Origin of the sequence: Filimonas lacunae (genome assembly GCF_002355595.1) — a bacterium.
Lineage (GTDB): Bacteria > Bacteroidota > Bacteroidia > Chitinophagales > Chitinophagaceae > Filimonas > Filimonas lacunae.
Genome location: NZ_AP017422.1, coordinates 2,650,573 through 2,672,485 on the forward strand (window position 1 = coordinate 2,650,573; position 21,913 = coordinate 2,672,485).

Annotated in this window: 12 protein-coding genes; 11 read left to right on the forward strand and 1 reads right to left on the reverse strand. The window is 42.9% G+C overall.

Going from position 1 to position 21,913, the window contains the following annotated elements:
- Positions 1 to 72 precede the first annotated feature (72 nt).
- From FLA_RS10465 to FLA_RS10505, 8 genes are all read left to right on the forward strand, one after another.
- Positions 73 to 5,943 carry a gliding motility-associated C-terminal domain-containing protein gene (locus FLA_RS10465; protein WP_076380413.1) on the forward strand — a complete coding sequence of 1,957 codons (5,871 nt, stop codon included), beginning with the start codon at positions 73 to 75 and terminating at the stop codon, positions 5,941 to 5,943.
- Between the two features lie 29 nt (positions 5,944 to 5,972).
- A complete protein-coding gene (locus FLA_RS10470) occupies positions 5,973 to 6,872 on the forward strand; it encodes a PorP/SprF family type IX secretion system membrane protein (protein WP_076380414.1) in 900 nt (299 codons plus the stop codon).
- Between the two features lie 322 nt (positions 6,873 to 7,194).
- Positions 7,195 to 7,581: a hypothetical protein gene (locus FLA_RS10480; RefSeq protein WP_076380415.1), complete on the forward strand. Its 387-nt coding sequence runs from the start codon at positions 7,195 to 7,197 to the stop codon at positions 7,579 to 7,581.
- Positions 7,582 to 7,645: 64 nt separating this feature from the next.
- The gene (locus FLA_RS10485) at positions 7,646 to 8,041 is read left to right on the forward strand and encodes a hypothetical protein (RefSeq protein ID WP_076380416.1); all 396 of its coding nucleotides are present in this window, start codon (positions 7,646 to 7,648) and stop codon (positions 8,039 to 8,041) included.
- 12 nt (positions 8,042 to 8,053) lie between these two features.
- Positions 8,054 to 8,350: a YrhB domain-containing protein gene (locus FLA_RS10490; RefSeq protein ID WP_076380417.1), complete on the forward strand. Its 297-nt coding sequence runs from the start codon at positions 8,054 to 8,056 to the stop codon at positions 8,348 to 8,350.
- Between the two features lie 23 nt (positions 8,351 to 8,373).
- The gene (locus FLA_RS10495; protein ID WP_096510902.1) at positions 8,374 to 9,042 is read left to right on the forward strand and encodes a hypothetical protein; all 669 of its coding nucleotides are present in this window, start codon (positions 8,374 to 8,376) and stop codon (positions 9,040 to 9,042) included.
- A complete protein-coding gene (locus tag FLA_RS10500) occupies positions 9,029 to 9,526 on the forward strand; it encodes a hypothetical protein (RefSeq protein ID WP_076380419.1) in 498 nt (165 codons plus the stop codon). Before FLA_RS10495 ends, FLA_RS10500 begins: the two co-directional genes overlap by 14 nt.
- Positions 9,527 to 9,600: 74 nt before the next feature.
- Positions 9,601 to 10,560 carry a hypothetical protein gene (locus FLA_RS10505; RefSeq protein ID WP_076380420.1) on the forward strand — a complete coding sequence of 320 codons (960 nt, stop codon included), beginning with the start codon at positions 9,601 to 9,603 and terminating at the stop codon, positions 10,558 to 10,560.
- A 473-nt stretch (positions 10,561 to 11,033) separates the two neighbouring features.
- Here FLA_RS10505 and FLA_RS31140 read toward each other — a convergent pair whose 3' ends face one another.
- Positions 11,034 to 11,237 carry a hypothetical protein gene (locus FLA_RS31140; protein ID WP_144264085.1) on the reverse strand — a complete coding sequence of 68 codons (204 nt, stop codon included), beginning with the start codon at positions 11,235 to 11,237 and terminating at the stop codon, positions 11,034 to 11,036.
- Positions 11,238 to 11,465: 228 nt separating this feature from the next.
- Between FLA_RS31140 and FLA_RS10515 the strand changes: the two genes are divergently transcribed.
- The 3 genes from FLA_RS10515 to FLA_RS10525 are packed head-to-tail and all read left to right on the forward strand — an operon-like array spanning position 11,466 to position 21,906.
- Positions 11,466 to 13,859: a bZIP transcription factor gene (locus FLA_RS10515; RefSeq protein WP_076380422.1), complete on the forward strand. Its 2,394-nt coding sequence runs from the start codon at positions 11,466 to 11,468 to the stop codon at positions 13,857 to 13,859.
- A 15-nt stretch (positions 13,860 to 13,874) separates the two neighbouring features.
- Entirely contained in the window at positions 13,875 to 14,963 is a 1,089-nt protein-coding gene (locus tag FLA_RS10520) for a hypothetical protein (RefSeq protein WP_076380423.1), read from the forward strand.
- A 25-nt stretch (positions 14,964 to 14,988) separates the two neighbouring features.
- Positions 14,989 to 21,906 carry a hypothetical protein gene (locus tag FLA_RS10525; protein ID WP_076380424.1) on the forward strand — a complete coding sequence of 2,306 codons (6,918 nt, stop codon included), beginning with the start codon at positions 14,989 to 14,991 and terminating at the stop codon, positions 21,904 to 21,906.
- Positions 21,907 to 21,913 lie beyond the last annotated feature (7 nt).

Sequence of the window (21,913 nt, forward strand, 5' to 3'; positions counted from 1 at the left end):
AAGCGAGCTATCGCTATTTCCTTCAGTAAACCCCTTTCAACCTTAGTTTTTACCCATTTACCTCTATATTTTATGATGAAATTGTTACGTCAAACAGGCAAGCACTGTATGCTGCTGTTTGGTATTTTGCTTTGTCTGGCTACTTCACAGGTGTTTGCCCAGGCTAAATTTGTCTATGCTCCTGGTTGGATGGTAGATGCGTGCCAGAATACCACGTTTAGTTTGGATACAGTGCTTACTGTTTATGGAGGGATCCAGGGCAATGCTAACTCGTGGAGTATTGTAAAAAATCCAACAGGCGGCACCCTTTCTAATTTACCTTATACGGGTGTTGTTGGAACGTCGTCCTATCTCAATCCTGCTAATATCAGTTATACTCCTAATGTAGGGTACACAGGGCAGGACACTTTTACAGTGAAATATAAAGAAGGGATTGACTCCTCAGTCATGACTGTGTATATAAATGTGTTGGCCACTGCGTCCACTTCTTTTACTTATGGAGCTGGTCCTTTTTGTAATAAAGCTGGTTCTAGCAGCTCTGTTTACCCTAATGTTACCGGTGTTAAAGGGGGAACATTTGCCTCTACTAGTTCAGGGCTGGATATCAATAATGTCACTGGTATTTTCAGTACAGGACAGAGTATCCCGGGAAGCTATACCGTTAATTATACGTATGGAGCCTGCAAAGCTGTTGTCAGCACCAATGTAGTGATTAATGCTGCACCCACAGCTACCATTTCGTATGGAGCCAGCGATTTTTGCAGATCATTCAGCAATATCAGCGTAACTGTAACCGGGCAAACTGGTGGCACCTATACTTCCGGAACAGGCCTGGTACTGAATGCCGCAACGGGTACGATCAATACCATGACAAGTACTCCCGGACAATACCGGGTATTATATACTTTTGCCAATGCAGCAGGCTGTAGTGATACAGCCTCTACTATTATAAGGATACTGGCAGCCCCAGCAGCTACTATTTCCTATCCCGGCAGCCCTTTTTGTAATGTGATGGGAACGGTGGCAGTAAATCAAGTTGGGCAAACGGGGGGGATTTATTCTGCTCCGGCAGGCCTGAGTCTGGACGCAATCTCCGGCGCTATTAAGCCGCAATTGAGTACAGCAGGAACCTACAAGGTGTTATATACTTTTTTCAATGTAGCTGGTTGCACCGATACTACTTCTGCATATGTAACTATTGCATCCAAGCCTGCCGGCACTTACCCTTCCTTGTCGGGGCCATATAGCCTTTGCAGTGGAAGCGATGCCACATTTACTCCTAACTATGTTTCTGGTGGTATTTTCAGCAGCAGTAATTCATCTATTGCTTCTGTTAACTCCACAACCGGTGTGGTATATGGTGGTAATCCGGGCAACGCTATTATCAGCTATACAGTAACTGACGGTACCTGTACTTATAAACTGGATACCGCCATTGTGGTAAAGGCTTTACCTGTTATTTCCGGTGCCAGCAGCACTAAAACAGTTTGTGTTGGTGGAACAGCCACTTTTTCACATACACCCACCACCAATGGCTACTGGTCACTGTACAGCGCTACTGTTGCCAATATTTATCCTAATGGTGTGTTCTCCGGAAAAGAAGCCGGCATTGCTCAAATATCTTATACTGTAACCAATGGTGATGGTTGCTCTGCTATTATATTTGATACGCTGAAAGTGGTAGATGTGCCTGTAGCTACTATCAATTATGCCAGCAGTTCATTCCCGGCTTCGGGTACTGCCAGCGTAATCCAAACGGGTACTACTGGTGGTGTATACTCCGTTCGTGTTGGTTTGGCTATCGATGCGTCTACAGGAACTATTAACCTGTCAGCTAGTACGCCTGGTGTTTATCATGTAGTGTATTCTTTTGGTAATGGTATTTGTGGGGATACTACTGGTGCCACGGTAACCATTACCGCTTCAGATAAACCTGTTATTTCTTACGGTGGCACTTCTTTCTGTAAAAATGCCGGTTTGCTTACTGTTACACAAACGGGGGTAACTGGTGGTAGTTATTCTGCTGCCTACGGTTTGAATATTGATACTGCTTCCGGCCAGATCAATACCAATCAAAGCACAGCGGGAACTTATCATGTCGTTTACCGTTATGGTACAGGAGATACCACTTCTGCCGATGTGATTATCCTGGCGGGGCCTTATGTGGCAGCTGACGGGTACACGCATAGTATTTGTGCAGGTAGCACTACCCAGATTACCCATATTACTACAGGCGGTGTATGGAGTGTGAAAGATTCTTCTATAGCCATGGTAAGCAACAGCGGTTTGGTTACTGGCAAAAGTGCCGGAACTACTTATGTATATTATACGGTAAGTGATGGTACCTGTAGCAATAGGGTTGCGGATACTATATATGTAACTGTTCAACCGCAGCTGGAGGCTATACTGGGGCAAACTGTGATGTGCATTGGCAGTACTATGAACCTTTACAATACAACAGCAGGTGGAACATGGAGCAGTAGTAACAATGCTATTGCCTTGATTAATAGCCTGGATGGATTGGTAACCGGTGTTACTGCAGGTTCTGTTACTATCAGTTATACCAAATCTAATGGTACCTGCACTGCTACTGTAACCAAAAATATTATGGTAATGCCTGCGCCAACCGCTTCTATTAAATATACCGACAGCGTATTTTGCCAGAGCGGAACTGCCACAGCAACACTTACCGGAACTACCGGCGGATATTACGCAGCAGGTAGCGGTTTGTCTCTTGATTCTGCTACGGGTACTATTAATCTGGCTGCCAGTGCAGCAGGTGCTTATGTGGTAACGTATGTGGTGTATAATGGCAGCTGCCTGGCAACTGCAAGTGCAAAGGTTACCATTAAAGCTTTATCTACGGCAACCATCAGTTATGGTGATAGCGTCTGTACTACCTATTCATTCTTTGCTGTAACAAGAACCGGCACAGCAGGTGGCAGTTATTCGTCAACTGCTGGTTTAGTAATTGATTCTGTATCGGGCTATATTTATCCTGTTCAATCAAGTATAGGTTCTTATACAGTTACTTATCGTTTTGGATCAGGAACCTGTGCCAATACTGCTTTTGCACAGGTGTATATCGGTGAACAGAAATATGGAACCATTACCGGTAGCAGCCAGGTTGTGCTGGGTAGCACTTCTTCCTACAATGAAAGTATGCCAGGCGGCACATGGGGCAATAATGTGAGTAGTACTGGTAGCATTGATGCTACTACCGGGGTATATACTCCTAAGGCTGTTGGTAATGATACGCTTAAATATATATATAAGTCAATCGGCTGTACCACGGTTGATTCGAAAGCGATACAGGTGGTTGCTGCCGCAACTTCTCAGCCTATTACCGGAGCAAATACGGTGTGTGTGGGCAAAACGATACAATTAAGCCATGCTGTGCCTGGTGGAACCTGGAGCACTAAAGGCAGTATTATCACTATTAGCAATACAGGTCTTGTTACAGGTGTAACTGCGGGGGCTGATTCTGCTGTATATACTTATATTAGCGGCGGCTCTGCTTTTGTAGTAACGAAAAGAATCACTGTAAATACAGCGCCTAAGGCTGTTATTCAATATACTGGTTCTCCTTATTGCATTGGCAGCGGAACTGTAGCTGTTACGCAAACGGGTACTACCGGAGGAACTTATCTGGGTACCACCGGCCTGGTGATCAACGCTACTACCGGTGCGGTTGATCTGCTCACCAGCAAGGCAGGTACTTATGCTGTACGTTATATCACCAGCAACGCCAACGGGTGCACGGATACCGCTACTGCCAGCATTGTTGTCAAAGCATTGCCTGCAGTAAGTATTCACTATACCGGCAGTCCTTATTGTCCTACCGGAACCACTACCGTAACACAAACCGGCTTAACAGGTGGTATTTATAATGCAGCCAGCGGTTTATCGCTGAATGCCACTACCGGAGCCATTAACCTGGCTGCCAGTACTGGCGGAACGTATGTGGTAAATTATACGGCCAGCGATGATTATTGTATTAACACTACTTCCGATACCATTACCATTGTGTCTTTACCAACCTTAACCGGTATTTCCGGTAACAATGCAGCCTGTGTAGGTAATACCTCGGCACTTACCAATGCGGTAACGGGTGGGGTGTGGGCCAGCAGTAACAGTGCTGTAGCAAAAGTGGATAGTGTTGGTGTGGTAACAGCGGTTGCACCGGGTAATGCTACCATTTCTTATACTGTTACTAAAGGCAGCTGTAGTGTGAAAAGAGATACGCTGTTTTACGTGAACGCTTATCCTTATGTAGATACCATTAAGGGCAACACCAATATTTGTGTAAACAACAGTACTGTGTTATCCAGCAATACCGTGGGGGGTATCTGGAGCAGCGATAATGTTGCGGTGGCTAAAGTAAGTAGCGCCGGTGTTGTAACAGGTGTTACGGCTGGAACTGCCACTATTTCTTATACGTATTCTAACGGAACCTGTACTTCGGCTACTACCAGAAAAATCACCGTGAATGCAACTCCTGTAGCCACTATTAGTTATGCAGGGCCTTATTGCACCAGTGGCACCGCCACTGTAACACAAACCGGCTTAACCGGTGGTGTGTACAGTGCAGCAGCAGGATTGGTTATTAACGCCACTACCGGTGTTATCAACCTGGCTAACAGTACCGTGGGTACTTATACTATTAAATACACTTTCGGTAATGGCAGCTGCTCCGATTCCACAACTACGGTAGTAACGATCAATCCGCAACCGGTGGCTACTATCAGTTATGTAGGCAGTCCTTATTGCGCCAGCGGAACGGCTTCGGTTTACCAGACAGGTACTGCCGGTGGTACATACGCCAGCACTACAGGCCTGGTGATCAATACCACCACAGGTGTGGTAAACCTGAGTAACAGCACGCCTGGTACTTATACGGTTACGTATACCTATGGTTCAGGTGCTTGTGTAAGCACGGCTACCGCCAAAATCAGCGTAAACGCTATTCCTGCAGTACCTGCTATCACAGCAGTGGGGCCGCTGAGCTTCTGTGCAGGCGGAAAGGTTACGCTTGCTTCTTCTTCCGCTATTTATAATCAGTGGATGAAAAACGGAGTGGCTATAAAAGGGGATACGGCAGCTACACTTACTGTAACAGAAAGTGGTGCGTATACCGTAACCGTGAACAACGGAGGTTGCGCTGTGGTGTCTTCACAAAAACAGGTGACTGTTAATCCTTTACCAACAGCAATAATACAGGCCGGCGGATCATTAGCTATCTGCGAGGGCGATAACGTGGTGTTTACTTCGGGTGCTACCATCGGTAACCAGTGGTTGAATAATGGTGTGGCTATTGCAGGTGCTACCAGCAACACTTATGCTGCCAGTAAGGCAGGCGCTTATAGCCTGGTGGTAACTACTACCAGCGGTTGTGTGGATACTTCGGATGCGCAAGCCGTAACGGTAAATGCTTTACCTGTTATTAGCATTACCAGTGCAAATGGTCAAACGTTGAACAAAGGCGGTTCTACGCAACTGACTGTAACCAGTGACGGTGCTATTGCAGCTGTTAGCTGGACTCCGGCTGCTTCGCTGGACTTCCCGCTGAGTGCTACTCCAACCGCTACTCCCATGGAAAATACGGTGTACACGGCTACGGTTACCAATAGTGCCGGTTGTGAAACTTCCGATACCATTTCCATTACTGTAACAGAAACGTTCTCGGTAACTGCCAGAACTATTGTTACGCCTAACGGGGATGGTGTGAATGACAAGTTTGTGATTGATAATGTAACCAGCTATCCTGATAACGTGCTGAGCATCTTTGACAGGAACGGTAAAAAAGTATACGAAAAGCACAACTACGATAACAGCTGGGAAGGAACCAGCGGTGGCGTATCACTGGCAACGGATACTTATATGTATGTGTTCACTGTGCAGGGCAGAGTGGCGAAAAAAGGATCTATCAGCATTGTGCGTTAAGTATGACTGATCATTTAACAAGAAGAGGAATGAAAAAACAATTCATAGGATTAACTATTGTATGCAGCGTGCTCTTTGCCCATTCGGGCAAAGCGCAGCTGTATTATAATAACGCGGTAGCGCATTATTACCGTAACAACTACCTGGCCAACCCGGCCTATGCAGGGGCGCATGACAATCCGTTTGTGTATGCATTGGCCAACCGTAGCTGGATTGGTTTTGACGGAGCGCCTACGCTGATGCAGTTAACAGGGGATATGGGGTTTGGTAAAAACTCCGCTGCGGGTTTGCAATTGACCAACGATAAAAGTGGTGTGCTGCGCCGCACTTCTGCTAAAGTGAGTTATGGCTATAAAATAAAACTGAGCGGGAAAGAGCAGATACGTTTGGGCTTTTCACTGGCCACCTACAAACAGCAACTGGATGGCGCTGCTATTATAGATGGTGGTGCGGTAGATAATGGTGCAAAGCAATTTAACCAGAAAGGCTGGCAGGTAGATGGCGATTTTGGCGCGGTGTACGAGTTGAAAGGTTTTTCATTCAGTGCAACCGGCTTTAACCTGCGTCAGTGGTTTCCTAAGGTCACCGGTAACGATATAGACATGGAAACCATGAACGTTATGACTTCTTACGCCTGGAAACCAGAAGGCAACAATGAGTATGAAATTAAGCCTCTGTTATCGGGCCGCTTTTTTACCAAACGTTCCTGGATACTGGCTGCGGGTACACAGTTCACCTACGATCAAACTTTCCACGCCAGCGCCATCTGGCAAAACACCGGCAGTATTTGTGGTACATTGGGCCTGTTGCTGAAAAACTTTGGCGAGCTGAACTTGTCTTATGTATCTAACAATAAACAGGGATACGGACAGCAATATGAAGTGGGAGTGGGGATAGGATTAAAAAGTAAAAAAGAGAATGCAGAATAACAACAAAGCCGCCTGAACACATTCCAGGCGGCTTTGTTGTTTATGGTATTGTTTACCGAAGCAATAAATGAACCATATAAAAGTAGCTATCAGATGAAAACATTGGAAGAAGTAAAAGCGCTCTTTGAGCATAAGAACTATATGGTGCGTAGCGTTTTATCGATGAATATAATTTCAAAGATGATTATTCGGAGTATTATAAGCAGGTTATTTTTGCTGCCGTGCATGTGGCAAACGGTTTTTACTTGTCGGATCTCATAGACGTAGCGGGATGGTTGGGGTTTTACGATAAGGTACTGTGCGGACGATTTTTTGCTTACTTATGGGAGAAAAGAATTTCCTGGTAAAGCTGTCGGTACTTGATTATTTTAAATACCGTAGTGCGGAAGAACTGGCCTGGTTTCCATATGAAGAGGCACTTTGCCAGTTTGTAAACAGGAAAGGGAATAGTAGAATTATAAAGAACCAGACTATCGTAAACTTAATATGCCTGCATTCTTCTAAAAAAGAAGAATACCTGGAGCTATTGTTTCAATCACTTGCCGTTACCAAAGATTGGAGAAGTATTTACCGGGTGGTGAATGATGCAATGTTCATGGAGTGTCTGACGTATTGCAGAGAGGAGATAGTGGGATATGTAAAAAAGTTAGCTGAAAGTAATGACTACGGGAAGCGCGTGCAGGAGTTGTTAGAAAGGAAATGTTCGTGAAAGAAAAAGAAGTGCCTTGTATGAATAAAAAGCCTGGATGTTTACACCGTCAATCTCTTTATAAATGATATATCGTGCCATAGTGAATGAATATGGAGAAGAAAAAGCACTTTTTCCTAATTGCTCTGGAAACAGTGCATTTATAAACTGTATTCTTCTGAAGGAAAATCTGAAAATACCATTTCCCAAATGGAGATTTAATAGAAGGAGGTTCGAAAGAAGACTGACAAAATGGGGTGTTCGTCTGATTGATCTTACAGCCTATTCTTTTTTAAATACTTTAATATATAGAGTATTGGCGTGTCTGGAGAAATATGACTGTATCTGCATAGGTACAGCCGGGATGGCCTTTGACGATTTATATAAGTTGAATGATTTTTTAAGTCAAATAGATAACAAGCTGGATAGTAAAATAATATGCCTGACATTTCACGGAGATTTTGCTATAACTGAAATTTAAAAGCAAGGTAAGATGTTAAATTTAGAACAAGCACAAATACGTGCGCAGGAGAAACTAACCGAGATTGAAAGTCGTGGTCGGCATAAACTGTGTTTATTAAGTGATCCGCTTGAGTTTAAGTACGGCTGGGTATTTTTCTATCAATCCGAAGAGTATATCAGAAAAGGTGATATTATGACCATACTTGGAGGAAACGCTCCTATTTTAGTTGATAAGTATAGTGGATTGGTATTATCAACAGGTACGCGAAGGGATATAAGTTATTATATAGAAGTGTACAGTGAATTTAGAGAAAAGATGGGCGCATAGAATTGTACAAGTAATAACTACACATGAAAAATAACAGTTTTTTGCAAAAAAGACTTTATAGCATTTTACTGGCTGCTGTCGCGGGCTACTGCATCGTGTTGTTTAGCTGTAATAGAAATAGAACAGGTGGGCTTACGTTGATGTTGGAGCAGCCTTTTGAGCAAAGTTCTATGATTGCTGTGAATGATCGTTATTGGAGTGTATGGGACACTACATGGACGCCGGACGGAGAGGAAACGATAGGGAAGCAGGTCTTTCAGATCAGGAAGGACAGCCTGGTTGCTGTAGATTCGTCTACTGTTATAGATACTACACTGAATTATAAAGTATTGGCTGTCAGAACAGGAGATTACCAGCTTGTGCCGGATACCGCCGCTGCCAGCTGGGTTGCATTAAAGAAAAAGCATCCTGATATTTACCAGGCTAAAGATATGGGAGCTTTTGTGTGTGCATTGGCCAGCAGTCTTAATGAGTGTAGCTTACAGGTGTACAGACAAAATGGAGATAGGATAGATTCTGTGGCACTGGGCAGCTATGATTTTTATGCTCCGCAACTGTTGTTGCATGATTTTGATAAGGATGGAGTGCCTGAAATATTGGTGTTGGCTAATTTTTATGTACACAACCATTTTCTGAACGATGTCAGGGCATATACAATAAAAAAGCGCTTTTATAGCTATGAAAACTATTAACAGGGCGATTGCGGGTGTTTGTGTATTGTGTTTTTCTGTTCTCCTGGTATTTCTTTCCTATTGCTTTGTAAGGGATGTTGTTTTTGTTTATACTAATGAAAGTACGGTGGGGTATTTTGAGAAAGTTGACCGTAAGTATAAGACCATTTATTTACACTATTATAATGCCTTTGAGTATAAAGAAGTGAAAGCAGCCACCCATGTTCGTAGGGGGCTGCTGGAAGATTTGGGAGATGCCATGAGTGAAACGGTATATTACCAACGTTGGTTTGATGTGGTGTATTTGGAGGGCGATGCTGCTAAACCTACAACCATGAAGCTGGTGCTTGATTTTATCGGATTAATTATGCTAGTGTTTCCTGTGTATACTTCAGGTAAACTCCTGATAAAAGGCGGAAAGGTATTTAGTAGAGAAAGGAATAAAAGTAAGGGCAGGAGTAGAAAACAATTAGGCAAGTCCGGAAGGATGTATAAGCATTCATGAAGACAAATGCTCATCAATACTCTGGTGAGCACCGAAGAAAAACAAGTAATCATTAAGAACATAGCGAATTAGTAATGACGTACCTGGAGAATGTATTAGATGTTATCGATAAAATTTCGGACCTGACTTTTCAAAGAGCTGTTTGGTGGAATTCGGAATACTATGATCCTATTTTAGATTATAGCGAAGCGGTAAATACTCTTGAATCCTTTAGCTTTTATGATGATGTAAAAAACAGGCAGTTTTCTTTTTCAAAAGAGGAATACGAAGAAGTGGACTTTTTTATAGAGGCGTTATTGGCCTATGATTCTTTCAGGCCCTTAGACAGCGGAATGGCGGTAGATGGTGACTGGCTGAAAGTGGTAGAGAGTGCGAAAAAGGTGAAAGTACTTGTTCAACGAATTGCAGAACCGACATCTGTTTATAGTACTACCTTTTTCGGGTATTGGAAGGAGCATAGGGCAGGCATAGAGGATGTTCCAAGCATAAAAGATTATGTGAATGAGACGATAAATAACTCCTATGTTAAGGAAAAGCTGGTGCGTTACTTAATGTCCGGGGGCATTGAAGTAGTTAGCAGCGAATTGTTAACTCATGCTTTTACGGGAGAAAGATTCTCCATGTCTTATTGTATACTAACTGATGGTGTATGGAGTTGGCCACAGGATCTGGCGCTGTATGTATTGGATTATCATGTAGTCATTCCGCAGGAGTGGTATGAGTATATAGTGTCTATGGATTTTACTATTCCGGAGGAGGTAAAACAGCAAAATCCGGGCGTAGACTGGGATGGGCTTCTACACAAGGAATCGGCTTCTTCCATTGTAATGACCGGCTGGCGTGAAGGCATGGAAAAAGTAAGTATGATACGGTTGCAGAGAAGCTTACTCGAACTGACAATGACAGAAGCCAAGGAAAATATAGACAAATTACTAGATGGCAAAGAAATCACGCTGAGTGTAAGTGATATAACTATAGCAAAGGTATTTGTGGCAGCTGCTAACGAGTTGGGTGTTGATTGTTTATTAAAATAGACGATTTTTTAGAAACAAAAATGTGACAGATATTATGCTCGTGCGATTTTTAAAAATATTGTTGGCTGTTTTATCTGCTATGTGTTGGGTTGTGCTGATTTATTGGCCGCAGGAGGCCGGAAGAATTATGTTTGCGTTTTGGACAGCTTTATATTTTTTCCCTTTCTTTTTTATTGTATTAGCGCTGATCACTGTTGTATTAAGGATCGGGTGCTTAGTGTTGGTAAGGTCTTTTTTTCATCATAGTATAGCTATGCTTGTGAATGTAATGCTGCTTGTTGCAGTTGCTATATTCTCCTGGCGGATGCCTGTTCCTGTTGAAGAGATCACTTTGTTTGCCTTCTGTGTGAATGCGTTAAGTTTTACTTTTTCTATTTTTACATATTATAGACTACAGACCTAACATTTCACTGTTTTCTTCTTCTTACCCAATGCCCCACGGGCTTCTACTTTGGCTATATAAGCAACCGCGTTTAGAGATGGGCGGAAGTCATTTTCTCATTTTCGGCAATTAAGTCGGCCAGGTACATGGCATCGGCATAACCTGTGGTGTATAGCTCGAGTGCCAGCTGGTGGGATAAAGAATGGAATTGATGGGAGGTTGCTGTTAGAAAATAGGCTTTAAGATATTGCATAAAATGATATATAACACAATAGTGGTAAAGCTTTGAAGTCATTGGGCAAAAGGTATATCTTTGCTTTGTCTTAACATTAATACACAACCCTTAACACATGATGAAATAAAAGTACCCTGTCCTTATTGGCACACATTTTTTCCATCTTACTGCTACATATCCTTATTTACTCTACTCGATTAAATCTGTTTGTAGGCTGTTTTCGATTAGTTAGTTTGTTTTAAATACCCTGCAGTAGCTGTTGCTATTGTTAAATTCTCTTGAACGTACGTGAAAACGCTGGTGTCGTTTATTGTAATACTACTATGCCTGTTTGGCCCGTTATATGGTCAAAAGGGGTTTCCTGCCGGGAAAGTTGTTGCCGTGCCGGCCCCACGTTATTTTTCATCTGCTGTGCCAGAGGTTGTGTATGCCGATACGCTTTCAACAGACACAGCTGGCAGCAGTCGTTATCTGATGCCTTACACCCGCCAGTTGGGTAAGCCTGGTTTTAGTTCTTATATACCTGTTTCGGCCAGGGGCAATGTGAGTACTATTAATAATAATGCCGGGAACAAAAATCCGCAGATAGCTACTGTTCCTGCTATTACCATACATGGTAACGTTTTATACAGCGTAGACTACCGATCGTATATAGATACTCCCTATGCCGAGCATGATATATATTATCATACCGTGCAAACCTACCTGGATATCACCTATAAAAACAATTACCCTTTCCGTGTTTTTCTTACCAATCGCTTCAGTAACTCCTTGCTTACCCGTAAGCTAACTGATTTGAATATGCAGTTTAGTGCTGCTGATTTTGCCAGCCGTCTCCGGCAAATTATGAACCGGTATCCGCTTCCAAAGCTTCCTGGCGATTCGTTGGGGATGATAGAGCATCAGCTGGATGCTAAAAGAGACGAGCTGCTTCAATTGAGAAGCTGGTCTAACAGTCCGGGCGTTGTTCAAAAGTTGATAGAAGCGAAAGAGACAGCGTTATATGGGAGCAAGCCAGAACTGGCGGCAGATTCTATTCCTGCATTACCTGCTGTGGCTTTTTCCAGACCCGATGCTCCGGATAGAAAAAAGATACCTGGTTATTTGAAAGATTGGTTCAGTAGGCGTTCCGACAGTTCTGCGGTTTCACAGAAACCAGCTGTGGATACCAGCTTTATGCAAACTTATCAAACCCGAAAAAGACGTATCGATACCCTGGAGCAACAGGTGCAGCAGTTAGAAAAAAGGTATCAGCATCATAAGCAGCAGGTAGCTGCCTGGCAGCAGCAAAGAAACAACGAGCTGTACAAGTCTTCTTCAGGCACCCAGCAGCTGGATGCTGAAATAGCAGCCAGGCAGGTGCCTGACAGCGCTTTACCGGCTGGGTATCAAACCTTGCTGGCGATAAAAACATTGGGTGTAGGGCGAACAGTAGTAGATTATTCTGAGCTGTCTGTGAAAAACGTAAGCATTAATGGCCTGCAAATAGAGTATAATCCTTCTTACTATGTGGCTGTTGCGGCGGGAAGTATTGATTATCGCTTTCGCGATTTTATTGTAAAAAATGCATCAGCGCCTGCGCAGTACCTGTATATGGTGAGAGCTGGTAAAGGACTAAAAAACGGAACAAATATAATAGTAAGCTGGTATGCCGGTAAAAAACAGGTTTACAATAACACCGGTAGCAACAGCGGAACACAGCCAGATTACCACCTGATGGGTTTTACGCTGGAAGGCAATTGCCGGGTAAATGCTAGTACTTACCTTACTGCGGAGGTGGCCAAGTCGTCTGTACCTTACTATAACAATGGCACTAATAAAAGCCTGCTGGCATCGGCAGTGCATCTGGGCGAACATGCCAATGAAGCGTATTCCCTGAAGCTGCAAACGATAATACCTGCCAGCACCACCCGCATAACAGCTTATTTCAAAAGGTATGGTGCCTCGTTTCAGTCTTTCAGTTACATTACTACCGGCACTCAGCAAAAAGCCTGGATGATTAAGGCCGATCAGCCTTTCTTTAAAAACCAGTTACTGGTTACAGCATCTTTAAAAGAAAATGATTACACCAACACTACCACCAATATTACCTATCAGAACAATACAGTTTTTAAAAGCATACAAGCGACTCTTCGGTTACGTCGCTGGCCCGTATTTTCCCTGGGTTATTACCCCAGTTCGCAATTAACAAAGCTGAGTGATAGCGCTTATGTCGAAAACCTGTTTTACTCCCTGGTAGGCAGCGCCAGTTATTATTATAAAGTAGATGGTGTGGATATGAGCACTACAGCTTTATATACGCGCTTTTACAACAAGCCTTCTGATAGTGCTTTTGTGTACAGCAATACCTCTACTTTTTTACTAAGTCATGCACTGTTATATGCAAAGTTTACCTGGCAAACCACTGGTTCTGCCTCACTGGCTGCTATGTATAATTTATACACGGTAGATAACGCGGCGCAATATGCACTGTTAAACTGGCTAAGGGTGGGTGCGGGTATTAAATATAATTACCAGACGTATTATAACAGCATACAAATAGGCTATAAAGGCAATGTGCTGATAAAGATGAAAAAATTAGGCGAAGTACAACTAATGATGGAAAAAGGATTTATACCAGGCTCTAACAGGCAACTGGTAGAAAACAATACAGGCCGTTTCAGCTATTTTAAAATATTCTAGTAACAAGAGTTGAAAATGAAAATACAAAAGTTGATCTTTTTATGGTTGCTGCTGGCAGCTGTTCCCACATCTGCACAGCTTACCATGGCATTGCAGGTACCTCCCGTAGGCGTGGTACAGAAAACGCAGCTGTGGAATATGGTATTGGTAAATGCAGGAAATACCGCAACGGCAGAGGTGAATATCACCATGCTTAACGTGGCAGATCATACGCCGGTACTCACTGCAGCCAGCCGTTCTGTAACCCTGCAAAAGGGAGCGAACCAATTAAGGTACACAGATTTTTCTCCTGTAGCCTGGAAATATTTATCCGGAGCTTTCAGTGCAGATATGAATCCAGAGGGTTTAATACCCGTGGGTAATTACACCGTTTGTTATGCAGTAGGAGGCTGGCAGGGTGATACGTATGTATCTTTAACGGAAGACTGTATCAACCTGGAAATACAGCCCTTGAGCCCGCCTGTATTAAATACCCCTGCGGATAAAGATACCCTGTTGTCTTTATATCCGCAGTTTACCTGGCTGCCACCTTCTCCACTCAATTTATTCAGTAACCTGAGTTATGATGTATCTGTTACTGCTGTGTTGCAGGGCCAGTCGGCATTGCAGGCGGTACAGCAAAATATACCCTTTTACACAGCTGGCAATCTTGCCACTCCTATAAGTATTTACCCGGTATCGGCGCCTTCGCTGGATACTGCGCGGTGGTATGCATGGGCTGTAGTGGCAAAGAACAATAACCAGGTAGTAGCTCAAAGTGAGGTGTGGATGTTTTACGTGCCTGGAATGACAAAAGGTACAGAAGATATTGCCGCCAGATCGTACCTGTTGTTGAAAAAAGAGCAGGACGCGGCAGGGGTAAGCTTTATTGCGGCGGGTGGTGCAGGACTCAGCTTTTATTCTTACGAAAAAGAGCATCAGGCTGCTATTACTTTTACGGGTCCTGATGGAAGTGTAGTGCGCCAAGCCAAGGTAATGGTGAGTTATGGAAATAATTTCTGGTGGTTTGATAACAAGGGCGACTTTAAAAAGAATAGCGTGTATAAGGTGTCTTTACAAGACAGTCATCGCAGTCAGTATATCACTCATTTTATGATACAATAATTACAGCAAAGGATAACGATAATATATGATTCAACTTTTAGCACACAGGTATACTAAAGCCATTGCCTGCTTTTTACTTACCCTGTTTTATTCCTCTGTGATAATGCCTTTGTACGGGAGTATGAAGGTGTTGGCAGCAGCACAGCCGGCAGCGGTTGTCAGGCATTATAATACCTATGGGAAACAGGCGGTTGATGCCTTTGCACAATCATACAAACAACCGCGGCAGGCTGTTTCTGCCTCATATGCAGTAAATAATAACCGGCACGTGCTAGGTAAGGCGGCGTTTATAGATGGTCCTAATCAGCCGGAAATGACTTCTTTTAAATCCGTCAGCGCCGATAATATGGTAAACTTATTTACCGGTGATTTTTCTTATAGTATTCCACTGATGGATGTAGGGGGATACCCGATTAACATTTATTACGATGGCGGAGTGGGGGTAGAGCAACAAGCCAGCTGGGTAGGGTTGGGGTGGAATATAAACCCGGGAAACGTAAACCGCAATATGCGTGGTGTGCCTGATGATTTTAATGGCGATGATACCATGATACATCAGCAGAACATGAAACCCAATATTACCTGGGGGGTAAATGTAGGCGGAGATGTGGAGTTTGCAGGTATTAAAAAAGTGCCTGGCCTCAATGTTTCTTTAGGAGCAGCTGTAGGGGTTTCTTTTAATAACTATTTAGGTCCTGCAATGGATCTTGATCTGAAAGCAGGAGCGTCTTATAATATATTAAGCAAGGTGTTATCGGAAAAAAGTGCAGGAGATTCTTTGAAATTAGGCCTAGATGTTAGTTTAAATGCTGATATTAACTCCCGTTATGGTTTTACATTATCTCCGGCTGTTTCCTTAACAGCTTCCGCCTTTGCCAACGAACGTAAAGCCAACCTGGGCTTAACAGCTTCCACCAGCTATAATTCACGAACAGGTATCAAGCAGATGCAGATAGCTGAACAGTGGAGTGTAAGTCGCACAGAGAACAAGCTGAAAATGGAGGCTAAAAAACAGGCTCCTACAGCGCTTGCCGTGAGAATGTATGGTGCGCTTGCTTATTATGACATGAAAACCATTCATCATTCCTCTTCGTTGGGGGCTGCCTTATGGTCTAATTCTATCACCTTTGCCCGTCCCAGCTATACGCCTTCTATTCGTATGCCGGTTACTAACAATTCCTATACGGGCCGTTTTCAATTGGGTGGCGCACTTTGGGGAGTATATCCTTCGGCCAGTATTGAAGTATATAAGCAAACTGCCAGCATCAGCGAGCAGGACAGGAAACAGCTGAAACCAATGGTAGGTTATCTGTATTACCAGAAGGCAGTGGATAATGCCAGTGCTGTTATGGACTTTACAAGATTTAATGATAAAGAGGTTACACCTACTACACCTGTAGTATCTGTACCTCAATATACCTATGATATATTTACTATTAATGGCGAAGGCACAGGTGGTAGTATTCGTGCTTATCGTAACGATCTGGGATATGTAAAAGATAACACCACTACATCCCGCGAAAGCAGTGATGGCGCTGGTGTGGATATTGGTATTCCCGGACATTACGGAGCTAACTTTAACACGGTAACTACGCCCAGCACCAGTGGTGATTGGGATAATAATAATAAGTTACGCACCTCCCTGCGTTTTGGAGCAGATCATGAGAATGCTGAAGCGGTGTATTTCCGCAATCCGGGTGAAAAAAGTGTGATTAACAACGGACAGTATTATAATATAGGAGATGCCGACCTGGTAAGAGTAAAACTGGGAGGTTCTGGCAATAGCCCTTCTATAGAGCCGGTACTGGAAAGGTTTTCTAAAACACTATCTCCCCTGGGAGATAGAAGTATGATAACTTCAGATAATTCCGGTCGTAAAAAACGTACCCAGGTAATCAGCTATTTAACAGCGGCTGAAGCCCGTAAAATTGGCCTTGACACCAATATTGTAAGTTACCGTTTGCAAAAACTGGATACACTTTATCGTCCTTTATTTAGCAGTAACAACAGGTTAGAATATTATACTATTTCCAGAACATCAGCTTACCGGAAAAGGCACCACATTTCGCAAGTAAATGTTACGGAATCCAATGGACAGCGTTATATATATGGTATACCGGTATATAATATTGTGCAAAAAGATTTCACTTTTTCAGTAAATCCTACTGATCCGGAGGCCGACCTCGTGGCAGCTGATTCCACAGACATGGAAACTTCTTCTGCAAAAACAGCATCTGGTAGTGGCGTGGATGGATATGTGCAATCCGTACAAACACCTGCTTATGCACATTCTTTTTTATTAACCGGGTTGCTTAGCCAGGATTATGTAGATGTAACAGGAGATGGTATTTCGGAAGATGATTTAGGTACTGCTGTAAAGTTCAATTATACACGTATACGTAATAGCGTTGATAACGATTGGGCGGTGCATAAATGGCGTACGCCGCTTACTGCGGGCAAGATGGCTAATTTTAATGCCGGCAACCGATCAGAAAGTAAAGATGACAAGGGGATAGTTTCTTATGGCGAAAGAGAATCGTGGTATGTACATTCCATTGAATCAAAAACAATGATCGCTTTATTTACCCTCGGCGATCGTAAAGATGCCAAAGGGCCTAAATCGGCTTATGGTTATATTGATACCAATGACGTTTCTGCAAAATGCCTGAAGCGTATTGACTTATATAATAAAGCCGATTTACAATCAAATGGCCTGGCCAAAGCCAAACCTGTGAAATCGGTGTTTTTTGCTTATAGCTATAAACTATGTCCTGGCACACCAGATAATGCAACTGCCGGTAACGGTAAGCTTACACTGGATAGTGTGTATTTTACTTTTAACGGCCAGTCGCGTAATTTCAAAAACAGGTATGTTTTTTCATATGCCAATGGCGCCCAGGATAATCCATCCTGGTCGTACAATGGCTCCGACCGTTGGGGTACCTATAAGCCATCTGTGCAAAACCCTGAGGGTATGAAGAATAGTGACTATCCTTATAGTTTACAGGATAGTGCAGCTAAAAATACTATCGACAATAACGCCGGAGCATGGATGTTAAAAAAGATTCTATTGCCTTCCGGTGGCCAGATAGAAGTAGATTATGAGTCTGATGACTACGCTTTTGTGCAAAATAAACGTGCAATGGATATGATGCAGGTTGCCGGCTTTGGTGCTGATTCTGTGCATTGCAAAACCGGCTTGTATAGTGCATCTGGTTTAAGTGGCATTGTAGATCATCAATACCTGTTTATCAAAGTGCCTCAAAGGGTTGCTTCCCGTACAGATGCCTTTAATAAATACCTGGATGGGGTAAGTCAGCTTGCAGTAAAGCTAATGGTAAGCATGCCTAAGTATCCTGAATACCTTACTTCGTATGCAACGGTAGCCGACTACGGCACCCTGGGCTCGGGTGACACTATCTGGGTGCGCATGAATTCAGTAGCGGGTTTAAGTCCGCTATCGTTAACAGCTGTGGAATATCTGCGCGAGCAATTGCCGGGGCAGGCGTTTCCGGGGTATGATGTATCGGAAAGTGGTGGAATTAAGCAGGTTGGCGAAATGCTGGCCGGAATGCTCAATGCTATTACTACTGCATTCAGTAACCCGGTAAATGTTTTACGTAGTAAAGGGTATGCCATGGCGGTGAATGTGCAAAAATCATTTGTTCGTCTCAACGATCCGGATGGCTTTAAATATGGTGGTGGTTATCGCGTAAAAGCCGTTCGTTTAAAAGACAACTGGACAGCAATGACAGGTCAATATAATTCTGTATACGGTCAGAAGTATGATTATACTACTACTGAAACGGCATATGGTGTTACACGTACTATCAGTAGTGGAGTTGCCTCTTATGAGCCTTCTATGGGTGGTGAAGAAAATCCTTTCCAAACCTCTGTACAAATCAGCAGCAAGCTGCCTTTAGGGCCTGCTTCTTATGGTGCTATTGAAATGCCGGTGCTGGATGCATTCTTCCCGTCGCCATTAGTAGGTTATAGTAAAGTTACTGTAAAGGCTATCAACAATATATTGGGTAATGATACCCTGCACAAATCAAGATCGGGAATAGGTAAACAGGTAACTGAGTTTTATACAGCTAAAGATTATCCGGTGTATTATACTAATACATCGCTCGATCCTGCATCTGATAAGCAACAGCATTCTTCTTCTACATTAAGCTTCTTTAATAAAACGTCCATCGACCGTCGTGCTGTTTCCCAGGGCTTCCTTGTAGCAACTAACGATATGCATGGTCAAACAAAATCACAATCTTCATACGCCGAAACGGATTCGAACAGCCGCATTGCCTACCAGGAATACTTTTATAAAAACACAGGTGGCAATGGATTAGAGGAGAAGTTTGATTTTGTATCTGCCGCTCAGGGGGGAGTAGTAACCCAGGGAAATATGGGAGTAGATGTGGAACTGATGACTGATGCCCGTGAGTTTATGGCCAAAGGGAATAGTTTTGAAATACAGGGACAGGTAGATCTGTTTCCGGTGTTGTTTCCTTTCTGGATTCCTTTTATCTGGCCCGTATTTGGCTCCAGCGAAAATACCTACCGTGCAGTTACTACTACCAAAGTAATCACCTATCACAGCGTACTGGATAGTATGGTAATGGTAGATAAAGGAAGCATGGTGAGTACTAAAAATATGCTATATGATGCCGAAACGGGCATGCTGGTAGTAAGTAAAACCAATAACCAGTTTAACCAGGCTGTTTATAACACCAGCTATCCGGCTTATTGGGCGTATGGTGGTATGGGACTGGCTTATAAGAATATCAATGCTGTGTATACCGGTATAAATTTTAATGATGGAAAAATAACGAATGCGAGCTTTAATGATTCAATACTGGAAAGTGGTGATGAAGTATATATTCTCAATGCGGGGGCTGCGGCCGATGTATGTGCCAGTACCTCATCTGATACACTTACTAGACTTTGGGTATTTAACAAAAACAAAAATCTTACATCATTAGCCAGTGCCAACGATTATATTTTCCTGGATTATAAAGGAAATACTTATAGCAGAACCGGGGTGTCGTTCCGGATTGTAAGGAGCGGTAAACGGAATATGTTAAGCGCAACCATTGGGCAAATAATAAGCATGAGCAACCCGGTGATGAAAGGGGCGGATAGTATTGCCAGGTTACAACCTGATGCGGGGGGTAAAGTGATCAATGCCAGTGCAGTGGAGTATAAAGAGAAATGGCAGACTGACAATGATGTAATTAAGAAATACGTGAAGGTTACAGACAACCTGGCTTGTGTTATTAAAGAGGTGGTTGATTGTAATGGTTACCTGGAAAAAAGCATTAACCCTTATGTAAAAGGGCTGATGGGTAATTTTACCAGCTGGCGTAGCCTGGTGTTTTACGGCAGCAGGGCAGAAAGCGATCCGGCTTCTGTTACCAACATCTCCAAAAACGGGTACCTGGATAATTTTACTTATTACTGGAAATTTAATACAACTAAAAACCTGTTTCCCGATACGGCTAATTCCAAATGGGTTTGGAATAGCCAGATTACCCGTGTTAATTCAAAAGGGCAGGAGGTGGAGAATAAAAATGCCCTGAATATTTACACTTCGGCCCAATATGGCTATAATAAAAGCCTGCCTGTAGCTATTGCCAATAATGCGAGGAGCTATGAGATGGCCTATACAGGTTTTGAAGATGCTACTTACAAGGAAAGCCTGGGAAGCGACAATAGTTACTCCTGTGAAATAAAACACGTTGATTTTGCAACTATTGGAAGGCTGGTGAATACAGATACCACCAGTATTACAGCGCATACTGGTAAATATGTTATGGCAGTGCCGGCTTATAGCAATGGCATGAAAGAGTTTGTTATAACTACTGAACCCGCCGATTCTGTTTCGCTGAAATTTACAACAGACACCGGCAGAACATTAACAGATCCGGGTACTTTCCTCAATTTCTTTAACAGAAGTGATTCTTCTATTGAGTATACAGTTGGAAACTTTAGTGATGTGTATATTAACAATTCTTTTGTTCAACGTCAGTTTAAAGGTAATGAGTGGGTAAGAGAGTATCAGTACAACTATAGTACTACCCAGTATTTTAAAGTAGATACTAAAGGCACCCATATGGTTTCCGTGTATAGAAATAATACCATGGAGGGTATGAGTATTAACGCATGGTTATATGATGAAAAAGATAACCTGGTGAGTTTGACAAAAATTAATGGAGATCAATCCCAGTATTTAACCTGGTCAGATTACACCTGTTGCCTGGATAAAGGTATTTATAAGCTGATTTCTTCTGGTAGTGGTTATTATTACTTTTCATGTGGCGTAATTAACGGACCGGAGTGTGAAGATCAGCAGTATGACGCGGTTGATTTTAATTATGCTTCCTTTGATAATAACACAGTGGTTGGTTACAAAAGCAACAATACCCGCAATGGATGTGTAACTACCGTTCCAATTGCATCTACTGCTTCTATGCTCAACCCTGTATATAACGTTGTTATGGGTAAGAAAATGCTTTTCAGTGCATGGGTAAAAAGAAGTTCAGCTACACCGGGAAGAGTGTTGCTGGTGTATGATAATTATGAAATAGATACCCTTGATGCAGCTGGTCCGGTGATAGATGGCTGGCAGCGTATAGAAGGTGATTTTACTGCACCTGCCGGCACTACTAAAATGTCAGTTCTATTTATGAATCAGGCAGAAAATGATGTACTCTATGTAGATGATGTTCGTATGCATCCATATAATGCCAACATGAAAAGCTATGTGTACGATCCGGTGAACCTTCGCATGGTAGCCGAACTGGATGCCAACAACTATGCTACTTATTATGAGTACGATGAAGAGGGAGGGCTGATTCGTGTGAAAGCAGAAACAGTGGAAGGTATTAAAACAATCAGTGAAACGCGTAGCGCTAAACAAAAAAACATAACCACCATACAATAAGTATTAA

Coding starts and splice junctions, on each gene's coding strand:
- FLA_RS10465 (WP_076380413.1), top strand. CDS start 73: ATGATGAAATTGTTACGTCAAACAGGCAAGCACTGTATGCTGCTGTTT.
- FLA_RS10470 (WP_076380414.1), top strand. CDS start 5,973: ATGAAAAAACAATTCATAGGATTAACTATTGTATGCAGCGTGCTCTTT.
- FLA_RS10480 (WP_076380415.1), top strand. CDS start 7,195: ATGGGAGAAAAGAATTTCCTGGTAAAGCTGTCGGTACTTGATTATTTT.
- FLA_RS10485 (WP_076380416.1), top strand. CDS start 7,646: ATGATATATCGTGCCATAGTGAATGAATATGGAGAAGAAAAAGCACTT.
- FLA_RS10490 (WP_076380417.1), top strand. CDS start 8,054: ATGTTAAATTTAGAACAAGCACAAATACGTGCGCAGGAGAAACTAACC.
- FLA_RS10495 (WP_096510902.1), top strand. CDS start 8,374: ATGAAAAATAACAGTTTTTTGCAAAAAAGACTTTATAGCATTTTACTG.
- FLA_RS10500 (WP_076380419.1), top strand. CDS start 9,029: ATGAAAACTATTAACAGGGCGATTGCGGGTGTTTGTGTATTGTGTTTT.
- FLA_RS10505 (WP_076380420.1), top strand. CDS start 9,601: ATGACGTACCTGGAGAATGTATTAGATGTTATCGATAAAATTTCGGAC.
- FLA_RS31140 (WP_144264085.1), bottom strand. CDS start 11,237: ATGACTTCAAAGCTTTACCACTATTGTGTTATATATCATTTTATGCAA.
- FLA_RS10520 (WP_076380423.1), top strand. CDS start 13,875: ATGAAAATACAAAAGTTGATCTTTTTATGGTTGCTGCTGGCAGCTGTT.
- FLA_RS10525 (WP_076380424.1), top strand. CDS start 14,989: ATGATTCAACTTTTAGCACACAGGTATACTAAAGCCATTGCCTGCTTT.